Source organism: Actinopolymorpha sp. B9G3 (assembly GCF_040120725.1).
In the GTDB taxonomy this organism is placed as follows: domain Bacteria; phylum Actinomycetota; class Actinomycetes; order Propionibacteriales; family Actinopolymorphaceae; genus Thermasporomyces.
Genome location: NZ_JBEEAB010000016.1, coordinates 36,723 through 61,453 on the forward strand (window position 1 = coordinate 36,723; position 24,731 = coordinate 61,453).

General features: G+C 67.2%; 21 protein-coding genes. 13 read left to right on the plus strand and 8 right to left on the minus strand.

From position 1 onward, the window contains the following. Nucleotides 1-14: 14 nt before the first annotated feature. The 5 genes from ABNF93_RS24475 to ABNF93_RS24495 are packed head-to-tail and all read left to right on the plus strand — an operon-like array spanning nt 15 to nt 9,597. Entirely contained in the window at nt 15-1,313 is a 1,299-nt protein-coding gene (locus tag ABNF93_RS24475; RefSeq protein ID WP_349330508.1) for an ABC transporter substrate-binding protein, read from the plus strand. A gap of 5 nt (nt 1,314-1,318) precedes the next feature. Next, nucleotides 1,319-2,269, plus strand: coding sequence for a carbohydrate ABC transporter permease (locus ABNF93_RS24480; protein WP_349330509.1), 951 nt, complete (start codon nt 1,319-1,321; stop codon nt 2,267-2,269). Nucleotides 2,270-2,280: 11 nt separating this feature from the next. Continuing rightward, complete coding sequence (locus tag ABNF93_RS24485; protein WP_349330510.1) at nt 2,281-3,090, plus strand: carbohydrate ABC transporter permease; 810 nt, start codon at nt 2,281-2,283, stop codon at nt 3,088-3,090. Nucleotides 3,091-3,109: 19 nt separating this feature from the next. Further along, nucleotides 3,110-7,876, plus strand: coding sequence for a glycoside hydrolase domain-containing protein (locus ABNF93_RS24490; RefSeq protein ID WP_349330511.1), 4,767 nt, complete (start codon nt 3,110-3,112; stop codon nt 7,874-7,876). 26 nt (nt 7,877-7,902) lie between these two features. Next, the gene (locus tag ABNF93_RS24495) at nt 7,903-9,597 is read left to right on the plus strand and encodes a DUF7402 domain-containing protein (RefSeq protein ID WP_349330512.1); all 1,695 of its coding nucleotides are present in this window, start codon (nt 7,903-7,905) and stop codon (nt 9,595-9,597) included. Between the two features lie 14 nt (nt 9,598-9,611). On the opposite strand, the gene ABNF93_RS24500 is transcribed toward ABNF93_RS24495, so the two are convergent. The 4 genes from ABNF93_RS24500 to ABNF93_RS24515 all read right to left on the minus strand — a co-directional run bounded on the left by ABNF93_RS24500 (nt 9,612) and on the right by ABNF93_RS24515 (nt 14,313). After that, a complete protein-coding gene (locus ABNF93_RS24500) occupies nt 9,612-10,469 on the minus strand; it encodes a helix-turn-helix transcriptional regulator (protein ID WP_349330513.1) in 858 nt (285 codons plus the stop codon). 80 nt (nt 10,470-10,549) lie between these two features. Next, a complete protein-coding gene (locus ABNF93_RS24505; RefSeq protein ID WP_349330514.1) occupies nt 10,550-12,508 on the minus strand; it encodes an ABC transporter substrate-binding protein in 1,959 nt (652 codons plus the stop codon). 110 nt (nt 12,509-12,618) lie between these two features. Continuing rightward, the gene (locus tag ABNF93_RS24510) at nt 12,619-13,464 is read right to left on the minus strand and encodes a phytanoyl-CoA dioxygenase family protein (protein ID WP_349330515.1); all 846 of its coding nucleotides are present in this window, start codon (nt 13,462-13,464) and stop codon (nt 12,619-12,621) included. Between the two features lie 165 nt (nt 13,465-13,629). Next, entirely contained in the window at nt 13,630-14,313 is a 684-nt protein-coding gene (locus ABNF93_RS24515) for a hypothetical protein (protein WP_349330516.1), read from the minus strand. Between the two features lie 146 nt (nt 14,314-14,459). On the opposite strand from ABNF93_RS24515, the gene ABNF93_RS24520 reads away from it, so the two are divergent. Further along, entirely contained in the window at nt 14,460-14,981 is a 522-nt protein-coding gene (locus ABNF93_RS24520; protein ID WP_349330517.1) for an O-acetyl-ADP-ribose deacetylase, read from the plus strand. Nucleotides 14,982-15,081: 100 nt separating this feature from the next. Here ABNF93_RS24520 and ABNF93_RS24525 read toward each other — a convergent pair whose 3' ends face one another. Next, nucleotides 15,082-16,026, minus strand: a complete 945-nt coding sequence (locus tag ABNF93_RS24525; protein WP_349330518.1) for an SDR family NAD(P)-dependent oxidoreductase — start codon at nt 16,024-16,026, stop codon at nt 15,082-15,084. A gap of 206 nt (nt 16,027-16,232) precedes the next feature. Between ABNF93_RS24525 and ABNF93_RS24530 the strand changes: the two genes are divergently transcribed. Continuing rightward, the gene (locus tag ABNF93_RS24530) at nt 16,233-16,940 is read left to right on the plus strand and encodes a class I SAM-dependent methyltransferase (RefSeq protein WP_349330519.1); all 708 of its coding nucleotides are present in this window, start codon (nt 16,233-16,235) and stop codon (nt 16,938-16,940) included. A gap of 71 nt (nt 16,941-17,011) precedes the next feature. Here the strand turns inward: ABNF93_RS24530 and ABNF93_RS24535 are convergent, their stop codons facing one another. Further along, nucleotides 17,012-17,806: a phytanoyl-CoA dioxygenase family protein gene (locus ABNF93_RS24535; RefSeq protein ID WP_349330520.1), complete on the minus strand. Its 795-nt coding sequence runs from the start codon at nt 17,804-17,806 to the stop codon at nt 17,012-17,014. Nucleotides 17,807-18,009: 203 nt separating this feature from the next. Here ABNF93_RS24535 and ABNF93_RS24540 point away from each other — a divergent pair, with 203 nt between their 5' ends. Beyond that, a complete protein-coding gene (locus tag ABNF93_RS24540; RefSeq protein WP_349330521.1) occupies nt 18,010-18,672 on the plus strand; it encodes a VC0807 family protein in 663 nt (220 codons plus the stop codon). Between the two features lie 9 nt (nt 18,673-18,681). Here ABNF93_RS24540 and ABNF93_RS24545 read toward each other — a convergent pair whose 3' ends face one another. Then, on the minus strand, nt 18,682-19,314 hold the full coding sequence (locus ABNF93_RS24545; RefSeq protein WP_349330522.1) for a bleomycin resistance protein: 633 nt from the start codon (nt 19,312-19,314) through the stop codon (nt 18,682-18,684). A 128-nt stretch (nt 19,315-19,442) separates the two neighbouring features. Continuing rightward, nucleotides 19,443-19,691: a hypothetical protein gene (locus ABNF93_RS24550; protein WP_349330523.1), complete on the minus strand. Its 249-nt coding sequence runs from the start codon at nt 19,689-19,691 to the stop codon at nt 19,443-19,445. Between ABNF93_RS24550 and ABNF93_RS24555 the strand changes: the two genes are divergently transcribed. The 5 genes from ABNF93_RS24555 (at nt 19,680) to ABNF93_RS24575 (ending at nt 24,655) form a co-directional block, all read left to right on the plus strand. Further along, nucleotides 19,680-20,222: a TetR/AcrR family transcriptional regulator C-terminal domain-containing protein gene (locus ABNF93_RS24555; protein WP_349330524.1), complete on the plus strand. Its 543-nt coding sequence runs from the start codon at nt 19,680-19,682 to the stop codon at nt 20,220-20,222. The two genes, ABNF93_RS24550 and ABNF93_RS24555, sit on opposite strands and share 12 nt — an antisense overlap. A gap of 125 nt (nt 20,223-20,347) precedes the next feature. Next, on the plus strand, nt 20,348-20,629 hold the full coding sequence (locus ABNF93_RS24560) for a metal-sensitive transcriptional regulator (RefSeq protein WP_349330525.1): 282 nt from the start codon (nt 20,348-20,350) through the stop codon (nt 20,627-20,629). A gap of 33 nt (nt 20,630-20,662) precedes the next feature. Beyond that, the gene (locus ABNF93_RS24565) at nt 20,663-21,679 is read left to right on the plus strand and encodes a DUF8832 domain-containing protein (RefSeq protein ID WP_349330526.1); all 1,017 of its coding nucleotides are present in this window, start codon (nt 20,663-20,665) and stop codon (nt 21,677-21,679) included. Next, on the plus strand, nt 21,669-24,056 hold the full coding sequence (locus tag ABNF93_RS24570; protein WP_349330527.1) for a heavy metal translocating P-type ATPase: 2,388 nt from the start codon (nt 21,669-21,671) through the stop codon (nt 24,054-24,056). Before ABNF93_RS24565 ends, ABNF93_RS24570 begins: the two co-directional genes overlap by 11 nt. Continuing rightward, nucleotides 24,053-24,655, plus strand: coding sequence for a DNA methyltransferase (locus tag ABNF93_RS24575; protein ID WP_349330528.1), 603 nt, complete (start codon nt 24,053-24,055; stop codon nt 24,653-24,655). Before ABNF93_RS24570 ends, ABNF93_RS24575 begins: the two co-directional genes overlap by 4 nt. Nucleotides 24,656-24,731: the final 76 nt, after the last annotated feature.

A 24,731-nucleotide genomic window follows, 5' to 3' on the forward strand; every position in this document is an offset into this window, starting at 1 on the left:
TGGAGAGGCAACTCATGAAGCATCGAAGGTTCTTGGCCGCGTTGGTCGCGGCTGGTGCCGTGCTGCTAGGCGCATGTGCCCAGGGCACGGAAACTCGCGGGGACGACGGTTCAGGCGCCGGCGCTGGCTCGGGTGCGACGCTGACCCTCAACGGCGACCGCGCCGACTTCGTACCGGCGTACGAAGCAGCAGGCGCGAAGCTCGCCGAGATCACCGGTTCCGGGATCAGGCCGCGCAACGTCCCGAGCACGGAGAACTACCAGCAGGTCATCCGTTCGTCGCTGCAGACCAGTAGCACGACCGACCTGATCAAGTGGTGGAGCGGCTACCGCCTGCAGGACCTCGCCCAGACCGGAGGCATCGAGGACCTCAGTGCCGAATGGGACGCCGCCGTCGAGAAGGGCTGGGTCAACCCTGAGACCGAGGCCAGCTTCTCCTACGACGGCAAGGTCTACGCCATGCCGATGTACAAGTCCTACTGGGTCATCTACTACAACAAGCAGGTCTACGCGGACCTGGGCCTGTCGGTGCCAGGGACCTGGGAGGAGTTCCTCGGCAATGCCGAGAAGATCAAGAAGGCCGGCATCACTCCGCTGTTCGCGACGCAGGAGGCGGGCTGGACGTCGTTCATCTGGTTCGGCGAGATCCTGAGCAAGCTCGACCCGGACTTCTACGTACGCCTGATGAACGGCGAGGCGAGCTATACCGATCCCACCGCCCGCGAGGCAATGGAGGTCTGGGCCGATCTCTACGCCCGTGGCTACTTCACCGCACCTGACACCGCCTGGGACAACGAACCCGCGCTCTTCGCGGAGGGCAAGGTCGCCATGGTGCCGATGGGCACCTGGCGCAACGCGATCTTCGTGGAGAACGGACTGACCGAAGACGACTACGGCGCCTTCATCCTGCCGATGGTCAAGGAGGGAACGAAGCCGTCCGTCATCGTCGAGAGTGGCATCTTCGCGGTCCCGAAGAACGCACCGAACAAGGACGCCGCCAAGAAGGCGTTAGGTGAGTGGCTCAACCCAGAAGTGCAGAAGGCCTGGGTGGAGAAGATCAACGACATCTCCGCGAACCCCTCGGTCGGTATCGAGAACCCGTTGCTGACCTCGGTCACCGAGCAGGTGGGAGAGGCGAAGCCGACCGAGCTCGAACGCTACTGGGAGGCGAGCCCGCCGGCTCTCATCGAAGGCAACGTGCAGGATCTCGCGGCCTTCATGGTCGATCCGACGCCCGCGAACATCGACGGCACCCTGCAGAAGATGCAGGACCGCGCCGACACCGAGTGGGCGAAGTGGAAGGGCCGGGAGTAGATCCCATGCCCACAACAGCCCTGCGGGAGACGCAGACGACACCACGGGTGCGGGCGAACGACAACCTCCCGCGGCGTCCGCGGAAACCGCACCGGCACTGGGCAACGCAGGCAAGCGGAGCCTTCTTCCTCTCGCCTGCGGTCGCCCTGGTCTGCGTGCTCCTGCTGGTGCCGTTCGCGATCACCGTCTATCAGAGCCTCACCCGCTATGACGGCCTCGGACCGGCGACCTTCATCGGTCCAGGCAACTACGCCGCTCTGCTGCGGGACCCGGCGTTTCTCGCCTCGGTGCTCAACACCGTGCTGTGGACGGTCGGGACCCTGCTGCTGCCGGTGGCGTTGGGACTGCTCATCGCGGTCCTGACGAACACGACCGGCTGGGCGGCGTGGCTGCGGTACGCCTTCGTCCTTCCGTACGCCATCTCCGGCACGGCGACCGCGGTGATCTGGGGCTTTGTCCTGCGGACCGACGGTGCGCTCAACCAGGCGCTGGGATTCGTCCAGCTCGACTCGCTCCAGACACCGTGGCTGCTCGAGTGGCCGACGAACACGCTCATGATGATCCTCGCCAACACCTGGCAGGCCGTTGGTGTCGCGGTCATCCTCTTCGTGGTGGGCCTCCAGACCGTGCCGCCGGAGACTGTGGAGGCCGGCACGCTGGACGGTGCGAGTGGGTTCCGGCTCTTCCGGAGCATCGTCTTCCCGCAGCTGCGGGCCGTGACCGTGGTCGTCGTCGGTATCTCCATCGCCAACAGCCTGCGGGTCTTCGACCTGATCTGGCTGCTCACCGGCGGCGGTCCCGGCCGGGTGTCGGAGACGCTCGCCGTCACGATGTACCGCCAGACGTTCGTCGTGAGCGACTACGGATTCGGCGCCGCGGTGGCGGTCGTCCTCGCCGGCATCGTGGTCACGGTCTCGTGGATCTACCTGCGCCGGCAGATGCCCCGGGCCGGATGAGGAGGCGCTTCATGACAAGGTTCATCCGCCATGCTGTGCTGGTCGTCCTCGCGGCGATCTGGCTCGTTCCGACCTACCTCCTCGTGGTCAACGCGTTCGTGCCCGCTGATCGCTACGCCGGGAGTCCGGTCTGGTTTCCGCAGGCGTTCGGGTTCTTCGACAACCTTGCCCGCGCGTGGACAGCCGCCGACCTCGGGCTCGGTATCGCCAACAGCCTTCTGTACGCATCGTTGTCCGCGGGGGCCGCCGTGCTCACCGCTGCGATGGCGTCGTTCGCGGTCATCGTCATGCCGACCCGCCGGCGTGGCCTGTGGTTCTGGATCATCTACGCCGGCACGCTTCTGCCGCTGCAGATCTTTCTCGCTCCACTGTTCAAGGCGTACGTCGGGGTGAAGGTCTACGACACCCAGATCGGCATGATCGCCATCTACGCGGCGCTGTGTGTGCCCTTCGCGTTCTTCGTGGTACGCAACTACCTGACGACGGTGGCGGTCGAGATCAGTGAGGCCGCCCAACTCGACGGCGCCGGATGGGTCCGGCTGTTCCTGCAGATCCATCTCCCGATCGCGCGGTCGTCGTTGCTCGCCGCGTTCATCTTCCAGTTCACGTGGGTGTGGAACGACCTGCTGTTCGGAATCACCCTGTCGACAAGCCCCAACATCCGCCCGGTGATGGCCGCGCTCGCGGAGCTCAACGGCGGATACTCCAGCCTTGGACCGCCGATCGTGCTCGCGGCCGCACTCGCCGTTTCCCTCCCCACGGTCGTCCTTTTCCTGGCTTTCCAGCGTTTCTTCGTCTCGAGTCTCAAGCCCGTCGGCTGAGAGGAGCGTGGCAGGCGTCATGACCAGTGCGAGAGTGGTGCGACGGGTGGTGGCGATGGCCGGTGTCGTCGCCCTGTTGTGCGGTGTCGCCGTGTTCGGCGGGCTCCGGGACAGCACCGCTGAGGCGGCCGCCCCGGAGGGTCCCGGTGGGCGCGACTACGTGAGTCTGGTCAATCCCTGGGTGGAGGCCGACATCGCGCGCTACTTCTTCTTCCAGTCGGCGAGCAACCCGTTCGGCTTCGTGAAACTGCGCCCCGACACGTCTACGCATTCCAGCGGGGGCACGGGCTACCGGACGACCGAGAACAACGTCAAAGGGTTCAGCCACATTCACGAATGGCAGTTCTCGGGCATCCAGGTGATGCCGACCTCCGGAGCGAGCGTCCCCAAGACCGAGGGCGACACCGGGTGGCAGTCGCACGTGGAGCACGACGACAGCGAGGTCGCCGAACCCGGCTACCACAAGGTCCACCTCGACCGCTATGACATCACCGCGGAGCTGGCCGTCACCGACCGCGTCGGGCTCCATCGCTACACCTACGGCCGCGCCGGACAGAGCGAGATCATCCTCAACCTCGGCGGGACCCTTGGCGAGGCGGTGATGAAGGACGCCAAGGTGACGAAGGTCAGCGGCACCGAGATCGAGGGATACGTCAACCAGCGCGGCGGCGCCTACGCCGACCACGACACGAGGCTCTTCTTCGTGATGCGGTTCGACAAGCCCTTCAGTTCCTTGCACGGCTGGGCCGACGGCAGGCTGGCGCGCGGCGGCGCGGCGATCGACGGCCTCGACGGCGACAACATGGGCATCTACGTCCGCTACAACCACCTCGACGCCGGCGAAGTGGTGCAGACGAAGGTCGGCCTGTCGCTGACCGGTACACAGGGTGCGCGGAAGAACCTCGACGCCGAGCTGCCTGGTTGGTCGTTCGACGAGGTGAAGGAGGCTTCGCAACGCCACTGGAACGACATGCTCGGACGCATCGACGTGCGCGGTGGAACCCACCAGCAGCAGGTGAAGTTCTACACCGACCTCTTCCACGTGTTGTGCGGGCGCAGTGTCGTCAGCGACGTCGACGGCAAGTACATGGACGACACGTGGAACCACAACCAGGTCAAGCAGATCCCGCTGGACAGGCAGGGCAAGCCGAGATTCGCGATGTACAACTACGACGCGCTCTGGCTCACCCAGTGGAACGTCAACTCCGTGCTCGGCCTCGCGTACCCGGAGATCTACAGCAGTTTCGTCCAGTCGCAGCTGCAGATGTACGAAGACGGCGGTCTGCTCCCGCGCGGACCGATCGCCGGAAACGACTCGCTGATCATGACCGGATCGCCGGTCACGTCGTTCATCACCGGCGCGTGGAACAAGGGAATCCGCGACTTCGATCCCGATCTCGCCTACGACGCGATGCTGGACGCGCACGCGGTGGGTGGCCTGTTCGACAAGGGAGCCCTGGAGTACAAGGGGTGGACCGGAGCCGGCGGGATCCGCAGCTATCTCGACAACGGCTACGTGGCCTACCGGCCGGGTGGCGGGCTCAACGGCGCCGCCGGCCAGACCCTCGAGTACGCCTTCCAGGACTGGACGCTCGCCCAGCTTGCCAGGGAGCTGGACAAGGAAGGCATGAACGTCTCGCAGATCGCCCGCGTGGAGGCGTCGTCCCAGGCGAGCGGCTCGCAGTGGGCGGCGGAGCGTGCCGTCGACGGCCGGCCGGTCCGGTCCGGCGGCGTTGCCGGTGAGGACGTCGAGTGGGCTTCCGCGGGTGAGCAGAAGCCGTGGATCACGCTCAGCTGGGACGAGCAGAAGACGATCAGGAAGATCGTGCTGAGCGACCGGGCCGACCCGACGTCCAACGTCAACTCCGGCCGGCTGACCTTCAGCGACGGCTCCTCGGTCAACGTCAGTGGTATCTCCGCCGACGGTACGAACAGAGTCGTCAATGTCGGCAGCAAGGACGTCTCCTGGGTCAGGTTCGAGGCGACCGGAGGCGCCGGGGCCAATGTCGGGCTCAACGAGATCGAGGTCTGGGATGACACCAACACCGCGAGATACCTACGCGACCGATCCCGCAACTGGCGGAACCTCTACGACCCGGCGACCGGGTTCATCCGACCGAGGCATGCGGACGGGACGTTCCTGGAGGACTTCGACCCGTTGAGCCCGAGCGACTTCGTCGAGGCCAACTCCTGGCAGGCCACGTGGTTCACCTCCCACGACGTCATGGGACTGGCCAACCTGATGGGCGGGGAGGCCGCGTACGCCGACCGGCTCAACTACGCGTTCGAACGTGCGAAAGACTCGAACTTCATCGGCGTCTACGGTCAAGGCTATGTGAGCTACGGCAACCAGCCCGGCCTGCAGGTCGCCCACCTGTTCAACTACGTCGGCAAGCCATGGTTGACGCAGTACTGGGTACGCCAGGTCAAGGAGAAGACGTACGGCTCGATCTCGACCACCGACGGATACGGCCACCACGACGAGGACCAAGGCCAGATGGGGGCGACCAGTGCCCTGATGGCCATGGGACTCTTCGAGGTCACCGGCGGCGGTCACGAGCGTCCCGTCTGGGACATCACGTCGCCGATATTCGACGAGATCACCATCACGTTGAACCAGGACTACTACCCGGGCAAGCAATTCCGGATCGTGACGCACAACAACTCCGTGCAGAACATGTACATTCAGCGGGCGAACCTCGACGGCAAGGCCCTGGACCGGTCGTGGTTCCGGCACGACCAGCTGTCCGATGGTGGCACGCTGGAGCTGTGGATGGGCGACAAGCCCAACCGGAGTTGGGGAGTCGGCGAGTTGCCACCCTCGGAGTCGGCATCGGAGGGCGAGCAGCCGGTCTACGCGACCGACATCGCCATCAACGGTCCCGACCGGGTGGAAGAGCCCTATGGTTCCGTGCGGTTCGAGGCGGAGTTCGCGCCGGAGAACACCACCTGGCAGCGGGCGTTCTGGTCGGTGACGGAGCCGGACGGCTCGCCGACCGACAAGGCGGTCATCGACGACGACGGCGTTTTGAAGGTCAACCGCCGCGACGGTGACGTGGTGGTGACGGCGACGAACTCCGACAGCGGCCCCACGGTGCGCGCGAGCAAGACCGTGACGCTCGACCTCGACGTCGCGCTGTTGCGGGGGAATGCCGCCCGCTGGCCGGGGGTGACGGCAACGGCGTCGTCGGAGTACAGCGACGGCTACCGCGCCGCCAAGGTGCACGACGGCGTGATCGGATCGAAGGACGGCGGCGACTGGGCCTCCCGTGGCGAGCGGGCGCCGTGGGTCCAGCTGGACTTCGAAAAGCCGATCAAAGCCGACCGGATCGCGTTGTACGACCGGCCCGGCGATGATGACTCGAACGGTGGCACGCTGAGCTTCAGCGACGGCAGCACCGTCGATGTGACCGACCTTCCGCGCAACGGTTCGGCGAAGACGTTGACCTTCCCGATGAAGACCTTCGACCGGGTGCGGTTCCAGGTCGAGGGGGGCACCGGGCTCAACCCGGGCCTGTCGGAGTTCGAGGTCTACGCCGTGCCATCCGCACCGGATGCCCCGACGGACGTCTCCGTGGTCCGGGAGGGTACCGAGGCTCTCGTGTCCTGGGAGCCGCCGGCGTTCGACGGGGGTGCGCCGCTGACCGGTTACGTCGTGACGGCCTATCGCGACGGCGCGGCCGAGACGACGGTCGAGGTCGACGAGAACACCACGGAGGCGGTGGTCGGGAACCTGTCCGGGGCCGAGGCGTACGACTTCACGGTGGCCGCGCGGAATCTCATCGGGACCGGTCCGGAACGCGGGGAGCCCATCCTGGCGACCGATATCACCATCGTGGGGCCATCGGAAGTCGTGGAACCCTACGGTTCCGTGCGGTTCGACGCGGAGTTCACGCCGGCCGACACGACGCTGAAGAAGGCTACGTGGTCGGTGACCGAACCTGACGGTGCGCCGACGGACAAGGCGAGGATCAACGACGACGGCGTGCTCACGGTCAACCATCGCGACGGTCCGGTGCTTGTCACGGCGACCGCTGCCGACGCCGGGAAGGTCAGTGCGAGCACGACGGTGACCCTCGCGCTCGACCCGAGCCTGTTCCGGTCCAATGCCTCCCGCTGGCCGGGCGTGAGCACGACCGCCTCGTCGCAGTTCAACGACGACTATCGTCCGGCGAAGGTGCATGACGGATTCGGCGCATCGTCCGGTGAGTGGGCATCCGCGGGAGAGCAGAACCCGTGGGTACGCCTGGAGTGGAGCGAGCCCGTCCGGGCGGACAAGATCATGCTGTACGACCGGCCGGGAGTCGACGATGCGACGGGCGGCACGTTGAGCTTCAGTGACGGCAGCAGTGTGGCAGTCGACGGGATACCTTCCGGCGGTGCTGCGAAGACGGTGACCTTCGAGGAGAGGGCGTTCACCTGGGTGCGATTCCAGGTCGAAGGCGGATCGGGGCCGAACGTGGGCCTCGCGGAGTTCGAGGTCCACGCCGTGCCGTCCGCGCCACAGGCGCCGACCGACGTGGCGGCCGCTCCTGAGGAGGGTGGAGCCATGGTGACGTGGAGCCCGCCGGCATTCGATGGCGGCGCGCCGGTGACCGGTTACGTCGTCACGCCCTACCAGGAAGGCGTCGCGCTGGACCCCGTTACCGTCGATGCGGGCGGCGGCACCAGCGTGATGGTGCCAGGACTCACGGCCGGTCAGGCGTACGAGTTCAGCGTCGCTGCCACGAACATCATCGGATCGGGACCGGAGTCCGCGCGAACTGACCCGGTGGTTCCGTCATGACCGGTACGGAGGTCGAGAGGAAACGCATGAGGCGATTCAGGGTGGGTCCCTTCGTGGCGGGCATCGCACTTCTGCTCGCTGGCCACAGCGCGGGCGGTGCCTCGCCCACCGCCGCGGCCGAGGCCATGTCGACGCCCCAGGAAGCTGGGACCGGGAGAGTTCTCACGTTCGGGCACTCCTATGTCGCAGGACTCGGCGCATCCAAGGCCAGCAAGGCCTGGCCATCGATCGCCGCTGCCAGAACGTGCCGGCCGCTCGTCAACAAGGCAAGATCCGGGGATCTCTCCGCCGAGACCGAGAACCAGCTGTTGATGGCGGCGAGCACACTCCGCCCCAGCGATGTCGTTGTCATCGAGACCGGCATCAACGACGTCCGGCTGTTCGGCCCGGACGCGGATCTGCTGCATCGGTACGGCCAACACCTCACCGAGATGGTGTCGTTCGTACGTGCCATGGAAACGGGTAGCCGAGTCCCCGTGGTATTGGTGGCCGATCCGGGTATCGCGGACGCCGCGTGGGCGAAGTATCCGCCGTACGACAAGGGCACCCAGGAGATCGCGGACGCCTACGCCCAGAAGCTGGAGAGCATCGCGGCGGAGTTCACGAACGTCACCGTGGTGGACGTCCGCTCCGAGTGGTCCGAGGCACATATCGCCGTGGACGGCGTCCACCCCAACGATGCCGGGCACGCCCTCGTCGCTGGTGCGGTCGAGGATGCCCTGCGCGCCGGCGGCCTCGGCCGGTGCCAGCAGGTGGAAACGATCGACATCGACGGCCCGGATCTCGTCGACGCACCCTACGCGTCGGTGTCGTTCACGGCATCGTTCACGCCGGAGAGGTCCCTCCATCAGGTCGTGTGGTCTGTCACCGAACCCGACGGCACACCGACCGACAAGGCGACGATCGACGAGGACGGGATCCTGACCGTCAACCATCGCGACGGTGACGTGCTGGTCACCGCCACCGCGGCCGACGGCGCCGGAGCACAGGCCAGCGTGCTGGTGCAGATCGCCCTCGACACCGCGCTGCTTCGTGGCAATGCCGCGCGGTGGCCGGGCTCGAGCGTGACCGCGTCGTCGGCGTACAACAGCAGTTATGGACCGGAGAACGTCAGGGACGGCGTCATCGGGCAACCCGACAACGGCGACTGGGCCTCGGCGGGCGAGCAGAACCCCTGGATCCAGCTGGAGTGGGAGACGCCGATCGAGGCCGATCGGATCGTGATCTACGACCGTGCCGGCATCGACGATGTCAGGGGTGGCACGCTGAGCTTCAGCGATGGCAGCACGGTCGAGGTGACCGACGTTCCGCCAGCGGGTGGGGCGAAGACGGTGACGTTCGGCACGAAGACGTTCACGTCGGTGAGGTTCCAGGTCGAAGGCGGGACCGGACCTAACACCGGGCTTTCCGAACTCGAGGTCTACGCTCTGCCGTGGCCGCCGGACATGCCCACCGCGGTTTCCGCGCGCGCGGGGAAGGAAAGCGCCACGGTGTCGTGGGATCCGCCCGCATTCGACGGGGGAGCGCCGATCACCGGATACGTCGTGACGCCGTACGAGGACGGCACGCCGCTCGACGCGGTCAATGTCGGCGTCGACACCACCGAGGTCGTTGTCCCGGGGCTCACGTCTGGTCAGGCGTACACGTTCACAGTTGCGGCGACGAGCCTGGCGGGCCACGGCCGAGAGTCCTCGCCCACCGACCTCGTGATCCCAACCTAGCAACGCACAACGATCTACCTGGCCTGGCGAAGGTCGCTCGGAGACATCCCGAAGTACGCACGGACCTGCCGGCTGAACAATGCGACGTCGACATAGCCGAGCGCCCGCGCGATCTCACTGACCGACATCGCCGACTCGCACAGCATCGAGCGTGCCTGCTCCATCCGCGACCGCAGGACGTACGAACGAAAGCTCATACCGACCTCCCGGGCGAACAGCCGGCGAAGGTGGGTGGGGGACACTCGCGCCACCGCCGCGGCCGCCTGGATGGTCGGTCGCTCTGCGGGCCGTTCCCGGACGAACCGCATCACCGTCTGCACCCGCGGATCGACGATCTCCGGCGCGAGCCCGGCCGCAACCGCGTCTTGACAGACGATGGTGAGCAGCAGGTGGGCGAAGACGAGCCGCGCCTCGAGCAAGGCGAGCGGCCCGGCGCGTTCCATCAGGCGTACGACGGTCAACAGGGGTTCGTGGACGGCTCGGAAGTCGGTGAGCCGCAGGTGCCGGGAGGGCAGCCGGTCGGCGGGGAGATCGACGGGGAGGCCGGTGGCCGGCGCGACCAGGGCGAAGTGGGCGAAGGTCACCGTCAGCCGATCGTTGGGATCCTGCGCCATCCAACCCGCGTCGCCCGGCCGCAGGACGAGCAGCGTCCCGGGCGAGACCGTGACCGGCTGGTCGCCGATCGCACCCCTTCCGCGGCCCTTGCAGACCAGCCAGAGATCGAAGTCCTGCAAGGAGAAACGCCACGACCACTCCGGCCCACACCTGACGTGGCCGGAGTGCCGACTGGGCTCGGGAACGTACGTACGACCAAGGGAGGCGGCGAGCTCGGTCCAGACGTCCCGGCCGCGGTAGTCCAGCCGATCGCCCATAGCCGCAGAGTGTAGGGGCGCTGGCGGCGATCCGGCCGGTCCTGGCCGGTGGCGGGCGCCTCGTCGCGGTGAGTCCCGGATCAGCCTTCGATGTAGTACTGCTCGGGGTTGGTCGGGCCCGGCGTGTTGTACAGGTGCGACTCCGGCATGGACTTCGGGACGTTGTGCATGCGATCCGACACGATGCCGTACCCCTCCTCCTCGAGGATCGTGCCGATGACATAGAACTTTTCGCGTGCCATCGTGAGGATCTGCCTCATCAGCTCGGCGCGGCCACCTTCGTCGGGCGTCTGGCGCAGTTCGCGGTACAGCTCCATCTGCCGGCGGGTCGTGGCCGGTGGTCGCAGGCCACTCTCGCCGTTGCTGGTGAACCAGGTGGCCCACGGAATCGCGAAGTTGGACTCGACGCTGAACGGGAAGTACCACCGCGGGTCGAGCATGACGTCGAACTCCCGGCCACCGGCACCTGTCCAGACGGTGGCGTGGGGCTTGTTCGCCTCCTTGCGTTCGTAGAAGAGCGCGCGGTCCTCTGCCTTGACCCGCATCTCGACACCGACCTTCGCCCAGTAGTTGCGGACGAGTTGCATGGCGTCGGTCCAGTACGGCACCAGCGCGGGTGAGGCCACCTCGACGTCGAAAGAGATCCGCCTCCCGCCTGGCAGGAGTCGGAACCCCTGCGCGTCGCGCCGGCGGTAGCCCGCCTCGTCCAACAGTTCGTCGGCTTCGCTCTCGTCGTACTCGAGATACTGCGTGGCGAACGCCTCGTCATAGAAGGGTGACTCGCGCCGTGGTGCCGCCTGCCATGGCAGGCCCTGACGCTGGAACACCGACGTGATGAGCTCCTGCCGGTCGATCGCATGCGACAGCGCGACCCGGACGTCCCTGTTCTGGAACAGCCGGCGCAGCTCAGGATCGTCGTGGGTGAGGTTCAGCGCGATGACCATCTGGTTCTCAAAGCATGGCTCGATCGTGAAGAAGTCGAAATGTCCCTTCTCGCGGTTCCCCGCCAGGACCGGCTTGTTGGTCAGCACGTTGATGTGCCGGGCCTGCATGTCGAGTTCACCGTTGCCGGCCTTGAGCAGGATCACCTGGTCGTTCTGGACGACGTCGTAGACCACGGAGTCGAGGTAGGGCAACTGCCGACCGTCGGGATCGGTCTTCCAGTAGTACGGATTGCGTTCGACCACGACCCGGTTGGACTCGCCCACCGGAGTCGTCACCCGCCACGCACACAGCGTGGGCAGGTCGTTGTTCGCCCATGCGTTGGACTTGGCTGTGAGGAGCTCCACCCAGTCCGGAAAGCCCTCGTCCTTGGCCAGGGTTTCGGCATCCGGGTTGTACTTCCGGTGGAACTTTTCCAGGTGGTGGCGCGGAAGGCCGGTGAGCCCCGCTCCACCGCCGGTGGCGAGATTGTTGAGGAAGAGCCCTGACGGATCGGCGAACTCGAAGGTCACTGTCAGGTCGTCCACCTTCGCCACGCGTGCCGGGCCTTTCGCCGTCGTCAGGTAGAACGGAGGGCCCGCCGGATAGAGGGACTCGTCGCCGAACACGTCGGTGCAGGCGAAGACGAGATCGTCGGCGCCGAAGGGTTCGCCGTCGGACCATCGCATCCCTTCACGCAGGGTGAATTCGTAGGTCCGCCCGTCGGCGGACGCCTCATAGCCTTCGGCGATGTTGGGGACCAACGTCGTCCACGCGGTGTCCCAGCGCAACAGGCATTCGTACCCGACCGTACGCCCGAGCCACGGCGTGTCTGCCGGACCCAGCAGTGCCGACCGCCAGGTACCGCCGTAGACACCGACCCTGTCGACCGGCTCGACGACAAGGGGGTTCACCGGGAGGCGCTCGGCGAGCGAGGGGAGCTTCCCTGCCGTGACCTGTGCGGCCAGGCCGGGTGCCTCCTTGTCCTTCGTACGCGCCGATCCGCGGCTGTCCCCAGCGGATCCCTTGGGATCGGTGGCGAGCAGGTCGCAGCCGCTCAGCGAGGCGGTCACGAGCAAGGCAGATCCCGTCGTACGCAAGAGGTCGCGGCGACTCATGCGCTCGTTCCGCCCAGCCGTTGAGCCCATCCGCCTCATTCGCCGCTCCTCTCGCCTGCGCCCCGTGGCTGTGGTTGTGCTTGTGGCGTTGGTAGAACGGGCAGCCGGACTCAGCACTCGGCTCCGTCGACCCACCCGAACGTCGCACGGTGCTCGTCGTCCGACGTCGACACCGCGGAGTCCACGGTGTAGTGGAACTGCAGCGCCCGGCGTCTCGTACGCGTGAAGTTGGTCGGGGTTCCATGCTGGAGCAGCCCGTCGAAGAGCAGGAGACCGCCCGGCGGGAGCGGCACGGCGACGCCTCGGTCGATCGGCACCTCACCGTCGCAGATCTGCAGATCGCGCAGGAACGCATGCCGCACGGGCCCTTCGCGGTGCGAACCCGGGATCACCCGCATGCACCCGTTGTCGAGGGTGGCCTCGTCGAGCGCGATCCACACCCCGACGATGGGCGTGCCGGGCACCAGATGGAAGTACGCGTTGTCCTGGTGCCACGGTTTCTCCCGCCCGCCACCGGGCGGTTTGATCAGCGCCATCTCCTGGAACAGCCGTGGTTCGCCGCCGAGCAGCATGGTGACGACCCTCATGATCCCCGGGTCGTGCGCGACCGCCTCCAGCCGGGCGTCATGCCGGGCGAAGGACATGTACTTCCGGGTCGCATCGAGCCGCTCGTCCGGCGAGAGTTGGTCGAAGCGATCCTCCGCCCACTTTTCGTACTGGATGTCGGCAGGTGAGTCAGGACGGGCCAAGGAGGCGAGGCCGGCCATCAGGTCGGCGACGGCGCTTGGCGTGACGCCGCTCCGGATGGCGAGGAAGCCCTCGGCCCGGTAGTGCTCGATGGCCGCGCTGCTCACCGCCTGGAGATCGTCGAGTGGCTCAGCCACTCCTGGCGTACGGTACAGAACGTCGGTGTCGCCCACGATTCCCTTGTCGAAGCTCGCTGCCGCCGTCGTCATCCTGGCCTCCCGCATCGCCACGTCGGCTTCCACCCTAGGAACATCCCGGCCGGCCATCGAGAACGCGAACGATGCGTCCCTTGCACTGAATGCAGCATGGAGGGACGAGGCCGTCCGGATTCGGCCGGGCGGCAGGCGACGTGCGGTATCCGGCGCTTCAGCAGGTCAGGTCTGGAAGACGATCAGCCATTCGCCAGCACAGGGCACGTAGCCGAACCGGGCCGACATGACCTGGACGACAGGAATCATGTGCTGCGCGCCGTAGACCACCGCGACCGTGATCGGCTCGGTCCCGCGGTCCTCGTGGATCTTCGCGAGTGCGTCGATCAGGAGCCGGTCCCGTGCGTCGCCAAGGATCGCGTCGATGTCCTCGTCGCCTTCCGAACCGCCCAGGCCATGATCGTCTTCCAGGGCGAGTTGCTGAGCGAGCCTGGCACGGGAGCCGAAGGCGAAGACGTACAGGATGAAAACCGGGAGAGTGAGCATGAGGAGCAGCCGGGTCAGGAGTGGAACCGTCCGCCAGCCCTCGTCGAACTCCTGGCCGGTCATGTCCGGTCGGAGCACCGGACGTCCGAGCGACCCGAGGTCGAGATGCTGCTTCATCAGTCCGAGCCTGCCTCGGCGCACGAGGCGGTAGGACAATGTCAGCAGGGAACCGCTCCGGGATCTGCCTCGGAGCCCTTCCGCGACGATCAGATCGCAGTCGCGTAGGCGGTCCATGACAGATGTGTAGAACGATGGCTCACCGAGGTGGACCATGGGAAACAGGACGAACCGAAGAGGGGTTCCCGGCCTGCGTAACTCGATGACCGCTGACCGCAGTCCCATCCCCGCCTCGAGCAGTTGCATGATCAAAGGGCAGCACAGGCGCGTTCCGCGTGTGGTCGATCCGTTGTACTGGCCGGATGAGGCCGGAGTCGGGTGGCGGGGAGTCGCCGGTACGACGACGAGGCAGCCGGCGCCCTTACCTGGTCGGAGGCGGAGGAGGTAGCGAGATGCGGGTCGAACTGCTGGACGGCGACATCACCGAGCAGTCCGTGGACGTGATCGTCAATGCCGCGAACCCGTCGCTCCTCGGCGGAGCGGGCGTCGACGGGGCCATCCACCGGCGTGGCGGACCGGCGATCATCGCCGAGTGCCAGGCGCTTCGTACGTCCCAGTACCCACGGGGACTCCCGATCGGCGAGGCCGTTGCGACCACGGCTGGCGAGCTTCCCGCGCGGTGGGTCGTGCATACGGCCGGACCGGTCTGGAGCGCATCAACAGATCGGAGTGATCTGCTCCGCGCGTGCTACCGGAGCGCGCTGCTCGTCGCGGACGGGTTGCACGCGGCGACTGTCGCGTTTCCGCTGATCTCCGCCGGACTCTACGGTTGGCCGGTCGAAGATGCGGCGCGCCAGGCGCTGAGTGTGCTCGTACCCGCGGAGCCGGATGATCTCGTCGCGGCGCGGCTGGTCCTCTTCGGCCGCAGGGCGTACGAGACGGCATTGGCGGTCCACGAAGAGCTGGATGCGTAGCGCCCCGGCTCACGTGGTTTTGCTCATGGCGTAAGGGGAAACTCGGATCCGGCGGCAGGTGGTTTCGAGTGGAGTCCGGTTGCGGTCATCATCGGTTGGGTCACGAGGCGAGGGTGTCAACGGACACTTGCCAGAGCCGCGCCGCGGCCTCGGGGTCGAGTGCGTACGCCGCGACGCCCGTCATCGTGCCTGGCTGGTGAGGTCCGGCTTCGTTGCAGTCCTCGAAGTATCGCCCTCCCACGCCCGCAAGCTGGGGTGAGGTCGCGAGGAGCACTGACGTCGCGGCGCCCTGTTGAGGCGACTTCCAGGCATAGTCCGCGGCTCCGAGCTCGGCCCGCAGCCGATCGAGCTCCTCGTCGGTGACGTAACGTTGCAGGGCGGTGGGAATGGCTCCCGGCATCAGCGCGTTCACGGTGACTCCGTCGCCGCCCCAACGTTTCGTCGCCTCGACGGCGAAGAGCACGTTGGCGGTCTTGGACTGCCCGTACGCCAGCCACGGATCGTAGGCTCGGCAGCGGAAGTGGATGTCGTCGAAGACGACGGGCGACTGCAGGTGTGCGCTGGAGCTCACGGACACGACACGGGCATCGTCGGCAGCCGACAGCGCACGTTCGAGGCCGTTGGCGAGCGCGAAGTGGCCGAGATGGTTGGTGGCGAACTGGAGTTCCCACCCTGCAGGCGTACGCATCAGAGGCGTCGCCATGACACCGGCATTGTTCACCAGAACGTGCAGAGGACCGCTCCAGGCGGCGACGAACTCGGCGACGGACAACGGATCGGCCAGGTCCAGCGGAGCAACGACAACCTGCCTGTTGCCGGTCGCGCCGATGATGTCCTCCGCCGCGCGCTCGCCGGCTTCCTGGTTGCGGACCGCCAGAGTGACTTCGGCGCCGGCGCTCGCGAGTGCGCGCGCCGTTTCGATCCCGATGCCGGACGAGCCGCCGGTGACGATGGCGCGGCGGCCGCCCAGATCGATACCCGCCACGACCTCGGCAGCAGTCGACTGGGCGTTGAAGGGTGTGGTGAGGAGTCTTGTCGCGGTCATGTTGATGCCCCAGATGGTCCATGGCCGTCGCGACGACGACGAACACGTGCTGTCGGCGACTTGGGCCCGGCTGCGCATCAACCTCTTCCCCCAATCAATCACAGCCAGGTCGCAAGAACAAGACTTGAATATGGTCCGCCTGGACCCGAACACTGTGGGGGCGTGATGGTCGCAATTTCGAACTGATGCAAAGAATGGGATGGGCTGTGGGAGAAGGCGTCATTAGCAGAGAACGACAGGTCGAACGGGTCCGCGAAGTGCGCCGACAGTTGGGGCAGGACGGCCCGCCATGGACCCGCGCGCACGAAGGTGACTTCGAAACCGTCACGGTTCCCCAGCACGACTGCGACCTCGTGCGCGATCTGTTGATCGCCGAAGGCGTGGGGAGCATCGTCGAGGTCGGGCTTGCCTATGCAAGCTCGGCCCTCGCGATCGGCGAAGCATTGCTGTCCGGCAAGGCGGAAACGCCGAGCCACGTCGTGATCGATCCCTTCCAGGCCACGGAGTGGTCCTACGTGGGGTGGGAAATGATCAGGTCTGCCGGTCTGGACGGGACTACAACCCTCATTCTCGAACCTTCCTCGATGGCACTCCCGCACCTGATCTCGGAGAAGTTCACCGCCGATGCGGCATTTGTCGACGGGAGTCATCGCTTCCATGAGGTGTTCGTCGATCTCTATTTCCTCCGCAAGATCGTGCGCCCCGGAGGAATCGTCATTCTCGACGATCACTGGTGGCCCTCCGTCCATACCGCCGAGCGCTACTACGAAACCAACATGGGATGGCAGGCGATACCACACGCGTTCGACGGCGGCTCGGTGCGCGATGGGACGGGACGCCATCGTACGCAGGCGTTCCGGTTGCCCGATCCACCGTTCGAACCTGCCTTCGACCGCTTCAAGCCATTCTCGTGAGGCCCTTCCTTACGGCGTAACGATGAGGCCGTTTCGGCCAACCGACCTGACGCGCGCCGACCACGACACCATCAGACCTGTGCGGGTGTCTCCTGTGCGCTGATCGCCTTGCCGAGCATCTGCCGAGGCTGTGGTCCAGTGTTGGGAGAGGCGGTGTGGAAGACGTGCAGATGGGTGAGCACGACGTCTCCTGGCCGTCCGGTGAGCTCCGTGACCTCCACCGGTATGCCGTCGATCTCGCGGGTCTGACCGACGAGCGAGCGGCCGCCGTCCGGCATCTTCTTCCCCTCGAGCAACTGGGCGAGCCACGGATCGTGTTTCATGAACGGGCGCCAGTTGGTCTTGCCGCCACCGGTGCCTGGAGGAAGCTTCGTACGGTATCGGTCGACGAGGCGATGGCTGCCGGGCAGGATCATGGTGCCGCCGCCTTCGGGGCCGACCTCGCCGAAGAACGCGAACAGCTTGACGGCGAACACCGGCCAGGTCGCTTTCTCAAAGCCGCAGTCCATGTGCCAGGCGTCCGGCAGCACCCACGGTCCGGGCTGCGGAAGGGTGCAGAGGACCTGGGCGCCGGGCTTCGGTGGGGTCCAGCCGCCCACTCCGAAGATCGCTTCGAGGGCGGTGAGGAGCGCGGCGTTCTCGATCAGCGGAACGAAGGCGCGATTCCGCTTGAGGCCCTTCCAACTGACCCCCGGGTAGGCGCCCTCCGGCCAGGTGGAGGGGTCGTCGAATCGCACACCCGCCTTGTGGTGGGCATACCTCCAGATGACATCGCGCATCGCGGCGGCTTCGTCGGGTGTGAATGCCGCGTCCATCCGGATGACGCCGGTCTCCTCGAACCGATGTCGAACCTCGTCTGCATCCATCCTCGTAGTGTGCTGCGGCAAGCTCGGCGGCACACCTGGATTTTTTGCGCGTACGCCTCGACCAGGAACGCATGCGACAAGGCCGTACTTGTGCCGAAAAGGGCTCGCAGAACCCGGTGACACAAGGCGGACATCGTGCTGGCCGGTCTCGCTCTACGCAGCGGCGTTTCGTACTCTGGACCCTTCGCTCAAGGAGTCGCCGCGTGCATAGCCATTCACACGCCCGAATCATCGCCATGCCTGACCGGATGCGCCTGCTGCGGGACGTCGCCGGCCATGTCGGTGAGTCGATGATCATTCCACTGGCGCTGTTCTACGGCATTCTCGTCAGCGTCGGTTTGCAGTACGCCCTGATCGGTGCCCTTTCGTGGGCGTATCTCGCGGTTGCGGTCCGGCTGGTCCAGGGCGGTCGCCCCCCGGCACTGTTGCTGGCCACCGCCGCCTTGGCCACGCTCCAGGCGGGGCTGACCACCGCGGCGGGATCGCCCGTCGTGTTCCTCCTGCAGCCAACCGCCGCGACCTACCTGTTCGCGGTGGCGCTGCTCATCACCGTCCCGCTTGATCGTCCGCTCATCCAGCGACTGGCTCACGACTTCTGCCCGCTGCCGCCGGAGGTGGTGAGCTCGGCACCGCTACGCCGTTTCTTCCAGCGGCTTTCGCTGCTCTGGGCGTCGGTCCTGCTGATCAATGCCAGCGTGACTCTCGGCCTACTGCTCACCACCCCCACCACGTGGTCGGTGCCGGTGGCGACCGCCGCCTCCCTGCCGGTTGCCGCGGTGGGCATGTTCATGTCGTACGCCTGGTTCCGCAGCACCCTTCGGGCCGGTGGCTACCGCCTCGTCTGGGGCACCCGCCCGGTCGGGTAGAGCCGACCGTCACTGCCCGCTGAACAGGATCAGATTGCCGTCGGGGTCGCGGACGACGAACTGATGCGCGCCCCAGGGTTGACGTTTGAGCGGCTGCTGGAAATCAGCTCCACCCGCGGAGAACTCGGCGTACAGCGCCTTGACGTCGGCGACCGTGATAGCCGCGGCGAGCAGCTGTTCCCGCTCACGCACCTCTGCGACGAAGACCGGTTCGCAGACGAAGCGGAGGTTCAGTCGCGCCTGGTCGCGCATGACCTGGCCGTAGAAGGGCGGCTCTCCGTGGGTGAAGACGGTCGAGAACCCCAGTGTGTGCTCGAAGAAGGCGCAGGACGCCTTGATGTCGGCCACGAAGAGCTGAGGTTCGGCGCCGGTGAGGATCGGCTGTGCGGTAAGGGATTCGGCGGTGTCGGACATGGCTGCGGCTCCTGACGTGAGTCCGGCCCAGGTCTCGAACCCGGCTTCACGGGCCAGCAGCAGTTGAGCCTCACCGAGTGCGAAAGGGCGCGCGAGGATGTCCGCGTCGCTCAGGCCGCGATAGCGCGGGAGGACGGCACGGATCCTGGCGGCGACGGAATGGTTCCGCTCGCGATGCCAACGGACCAGCTGCTTGGCCTGCTTTTTCAGGTTCTCGACATTGGGCATTGGGGCGCTCTACCGGTGTGATCGTCGGTGGGTGGGCATTGCCCTTTCGGCTATTGCCGATGCGCCCTACAGCAGCGACTGTATTTTCGGCACGGAACACCAGCCGTGTCAACAGGTGCGATCCCTGCTCATCGGCTGAGGTTCCGGAACTTTCCGACGGCGAGCGGGAGGAAGATCACGGTGATGAGGACGGGCCAGGCGACGGCCATCAGGGCGGCGTTCTGCTCGATCCAGCTCCCACCGGTCGGCACGGGATTGCCGAAGAGTTCCCGGATGGCGTTGGCCGTGGAGGAGACGGGGTTCCACATCGCGATCGCCCCGAGCCAGTCCAGCATGTCCCGGGCAAGGGTGAGTTGCTCGACCTCATGCTCGATCACGTCATCGGTCCGCCGGAGTCGCATGCGGAGCTTCGCGGCAAGGACTGGCGCAGCGTGCTGACGCTGACGGCCCGCAGCACCTGGCGGCTCTACCTCGCCCATCCGTGGTTGCTGCAGGTCAACCAGGCCCGCCCGATCCTCGGTCCCAACGCCCTCGGCGCCTTCGACCTCACGCTCGCCAGCATGGAGGACCTGGGCCTCACCGGCCGGGAGAAGGTGGCCATGATCCTCGCGGTCGACCACTACGTCACCGGCGCGGCCCGCACCTACATCCTCCAGCAGGAGGTCTGCCAGCAGTCCGACATCAGCGACGAGGACTTCTGGGCGGCCCAGGAGCCGGTGCTGACCGAGGCGATGGGGAGCGGTGGCTACCCGCAGATCGCGAAGCTGCCAGAAGACGCGTTCTCCATCGGCGGGGAGGAGGCGCTGGAGTTCGGTCTGGGCCCGCTCCTTGACGGCCTGGAGGCGATGATCGACCGGCGGTCCCAAAAGTCACGAAAGTCACGAACGCCCCGCGGGTCGCGCGCCTGAGCGTTCACGTCCATCCGGCCGCCAGGTGGAAGCCACGTCTGGTTCGTTCGTACGAGCAGTGCGCGCACTTACCCTAGGGGGGTATAGTGTGGCGTCGTACGCACCGAACGGACGGGAGAAGCCTCATGGCCGGCTACACCAACGGCAAGGATGACCACCTGAAGCGCCTTCGCCGGATCGAGGGCCAGATCAGAGGACTGCAGCGGATGGTCGAGAACGACCAGTACTGCATCGACATCCTCACCCAGGTCACCGCCGCGACCAGAGCCCTGCAGTCGTTCTCGCTCGAACTCCTCGACGAGCATCTCGCGCACTGTGTCGTCGACGCCGCGCGGGCAGGTGGCGTCGAGGCGGACGAGAAGGTCCGCGAGGCACAGCAGGCGATCGCCCGGCTGGTCCGGTCCTGATCTGCGACGCCAATCCCGAGAGGACGAAATCCCGTGCGAAAAGCACCAGTCACCCTGGCGGCGTTCGCGATCGCACTCGGCGCGACGTTCGGCGTGGCGTTCGGTGCCGGACGTCTTGTCGACCCGGAGATCGACCTGGCGGCGGACCCAGCCGGCGCGGGCGCCGGCGCGACGCCCCGGAACGGCCACGCCGACATGGCCGCGGACAGCCCAGAAGAGAGCCACGCGGACAGCCCAGAGGAGACTGACCCGGGCAGCTCGAAGGCGGGCGAGCAGAGCATCCCGGACGGCCTCCAGGTCTCCCAGGACGGCTACTCCCTCGAACTTCTCGACCAGCCCGCCAGGTCGCGCGCCCGCGGCGAGCTCGCGTTTCGAGTCCTCGGGCCCGACGGCAATGCGGTGACCGAGTTCACCCGAGCCCACGAGGCCGACCTGCACCTGATCGTCGTACGCCGTGACATGTCCGGGTTCCAACATGTCCATCCGACACTCGACGAGGACGGGAACTGGACCGTTCCGTTCACGTTCCCTGACTCCGGGTCCTACCGGATGTTCGCCGACTTCGACCCCGTCGGGGCGCAGGAGGCGTTGACGCTCGGCATCGACGTGTTCGTGCCCGGTGGCTTCACACCTCGTCCGTTGCCCGAGCCCGCGCGGTCGGCGACGGTCGACGGCTACACCGTGACCTGGAAGGGTACGCCGACGGCCGGCAAGGCCAGCCGGGTCACGTTGACGGTCAGCGCCGACGGCCGGCCGGTGACCGACCTGCAGCCCTATCTCGGTGCGTACGGCCATCTCGTGGCTCTGCGCGACGGTGACCTCGCCTATCTGCACGTCCATCCAGTCGAAGAGGCGGACGACCCTGGCGCGCGGCCGGGACCCGACATCACGTTCGTGGTGGAGGTACCGTCGCCCGGCGCCTATCGGCTCTTCCTGGACTTCCGCCACGACGACGCCGTACGCACGGCTGAGTTCACCGTGCGGGTCCCACCGGGCGGCGAGGCGCCGACCCCATCGACCAGCGAGGAGGACGACGGTCATGGCCATTGATCGCGGCGACCGGACCGAGCTGACGGTGCTCGCCGACGCGGCCCCGGTGGCGTCGGCGACGTCGTCCACCCTGGTCCTGGACGGGGAGCGGGAACGGGTCGAGCTGGCAGTTGGCGGCATGACCTGCGCCTCGTGTGCCAACCGGGTGGAGAAGCGGCTCAACCAGATCGACGGCGTGACGGCCACGGTCAACATCGCGACCGAGAAGGCCACCATCGCCTATCCCGCCTCGCTGCAGGTCACGGACCTGATAGCGGCGGTCGAGGAGACCGGCTACACGGCCGAGCCGCTGCGCACCGAGCGGCCGCCGCAGGGGGAGCCGCCCGCGGAAGGCGGCTCCACACCCACCGGCACCGAAGGTGCGGACCGGGAGGCGACAACCCGCCTGCGAGACGCCCGCACCCGTGCGGTGGTCAGCGCCGTGCTCTCGGCTCCCGTCGTCCTGCTGGCGATGGTGCCCGCGCTGCAGTTCACGTACTGGCAGTGGCTGTCACTCGTGCTGGCGGCTCCGGTCGTGGTTTGGGGCGGGCTTCCGTTCCACCGCGCGGCCTGGGTCAACCTCCGGCACGGCAACGCCACGATGGACACGCTGATCTCGATGGGCACCATCGCGGCCTTCGGGTGGTCGCTCTACGCGCTCTTCCTCGGTTCGGCGGGCGAGCCGGGGCTGAGGCACCCGTTCAGCCTGACCGCGAGCAGCGGTGACGGTGCCATGACCATCTACCTCGAAGTCGCGGCGGGCGTGACGACGTTCATCCTCGCGGGGCGGTACTTCGAGGAGCGGGCCAAGCGCCGGGCGGGCGCCGCGCTCCGTGCCCTGCTCGGGTTGGGCGCCAAGGACGTCGCCGTGCTGCGCGACGGTCACGAGCAACGGGTTCCGGTGGAGCAGTTGCAGGTCGGCGACCTCTTCGTCGTACGACCGGGTGAACGGATCGCCACCGACGGCGACGTCGTGGAAGGCAGCTCGGCAGTCGACCAGAGCATGCTCACCGGTGAGTCCGTACCCGTCGACGTCCGGGTGGGAAGTCCCGTGGTCGGCGCGACCGTCAACGCCGGTGGTCGGCTCGTCGTCAAGGCGACCAGGGTCGGTGCCGACACCCAGCTCGCCCAGATCGCGAGGCTCGTCGAGGAAGCCCAGTCGGGCAAGGCCGAGGTGCAGCGGCTGGCCGACCGGATCTCCGGGGTGTTCGTTCCGATCGTCATCGCCCTGGCGGTCGCGACGCTCGGCTTCTGGATCGGTGGCACCGGCTCGGCGGGTATCGCGTTCACGGCGGCGGTCGCGGTGCTGATCATCGCCTGCCCGTGTGCGCTCGGCCTCGCGACACCGACGGCGCTGCTGGTCGGCACCGGACGGGGAGCCCAGCTCGGCATCCTGATCAAGGGACCCGAGGTACTCGAGTCGACCCGCCGGATCGACACGATCGTGCTCGACAAGACCGGCACGCTGACCACCGGTCAGATGACGCTGACCCAGGCGGTCGCGGCCGAGGGCGAGGATGTCGAGGAGGTGCTGCGGCTCGCCGGGGCGCTGGAACATGCGTCGGAACATCCCGTCGCCCGGGCCGTCGCCTCCGGTGCCGCCCAACGCGTCGGTGACCTGCCCTCCGTGTCGGACTTCGCCAACCTCGAAGGCCTCGGCGTCGAAGGTGTCGTCGACCAGCGATCGGTGGTCGCAGGTCGGGTGAGTCTGCTGGCCGAACGCGGGCTGCCGCTTCCGTCCGCTCTGGAGGACGTACGACGTGACGCCGAGGCCGCTGGCCGGACCGTGGTCGCGGTCGCGTGGGACGGCGCCACGCGCGGGCTCCTCGTCGTCGCCGATTCGGTGAAGCCGACCAGTGCCGAAGCGGTGAAGGACCTGCGTGCCCTGGGACTCTCGCCGCGGCTGCTCACCGGCGACAACGACACGGTCGCTCGCGCGGTCGCCCACGAGGTCGGCATCGACCGCGAGCACGTGATCGCGGGTGTCCTGCCCCAGGACAAGGCCGACGTCGTGGCCCGGCTGCAGAGCGAGGGCAGGGTCGTCGCGATGGTCGGCGACGGTGTCAACGACGCGGCCGCGCTCGCCGGGGCAGACCTGGGGCTGGCGATGGGAACCGGCACGGACGTGGCGATCGAGGCCAGCGACCTCACGTTGGTCCGCGGTGACCTGCGGGTCGCGGCCGACGCGATCCGCCTGGCCAGGCAGACGTTGCGGACGATCCGGTGGAACCTGTTCTGGGCGTTCGCCTACAACCTCGCGGCGCTGCCGCTCGCCGCTGCCGGGCTGCTCAACCCGATGCTCGCGGGAGCGGCCATGGCGTTCAGCTCGGTCTTCGTGGTGAGCAACAGCCTCCGGCTCCGCCGATTCACCGCCACAGCGAGGGGCGGAGGGGAGTGAAGGGGGTCCTTTCGCTGAGGGCGGGCGGCGACACGTTTACGCCGGAGCTCGTCGAGGCGTTCCTGGACGAGTACACCAAGCCAGGTGACGTCGTCTTCGATCCTTTCGCCGGCTTCGGCACCACCCTTGTCGTCGCCGAACGGATGGGCCGCCGTCCGCTCGGCATCGAGATCATGGCCGACCGGGTGGAGGTCGTGCGGGCGAAGCTCGAGGACCCGTCGGCGATCCTGTGTGCCGACACGAGGAACCTCGATCGGCTCGACCTCCCGCCGATCGACTTCAGCATCACCTCGCCGCCGTACATGTCGAGGGAGGATCACCCGCAGAACCCGTTGACCGGATACCAGACGCTCGACGGCGACTACCGGACCTATCTCGACGAGCTGGCCGCGATCTATCGCAGGGTGGCGACCCGCCTCGTGCCCGGGGCGACGGTGGTGATCAACGCCGCCAACCTCCGGCTGCATTCGACCCGACTGGCGTGGGACATCGGTCAGGTGGTCTCGACCGTCCTGACCTACGAGCAGGAGGTCGTGATCGACTGGGACGAACCGCCGGCGTGGCTCACCAACGACTACTGCCTGGTCTTCTCATCCTGACTTCTCATCCTGAGAGGGAGACGTCCTGATCGGGAAAGGGTCCACCCGGCCGCGGTCTGCGAGGCATCGTGGGATG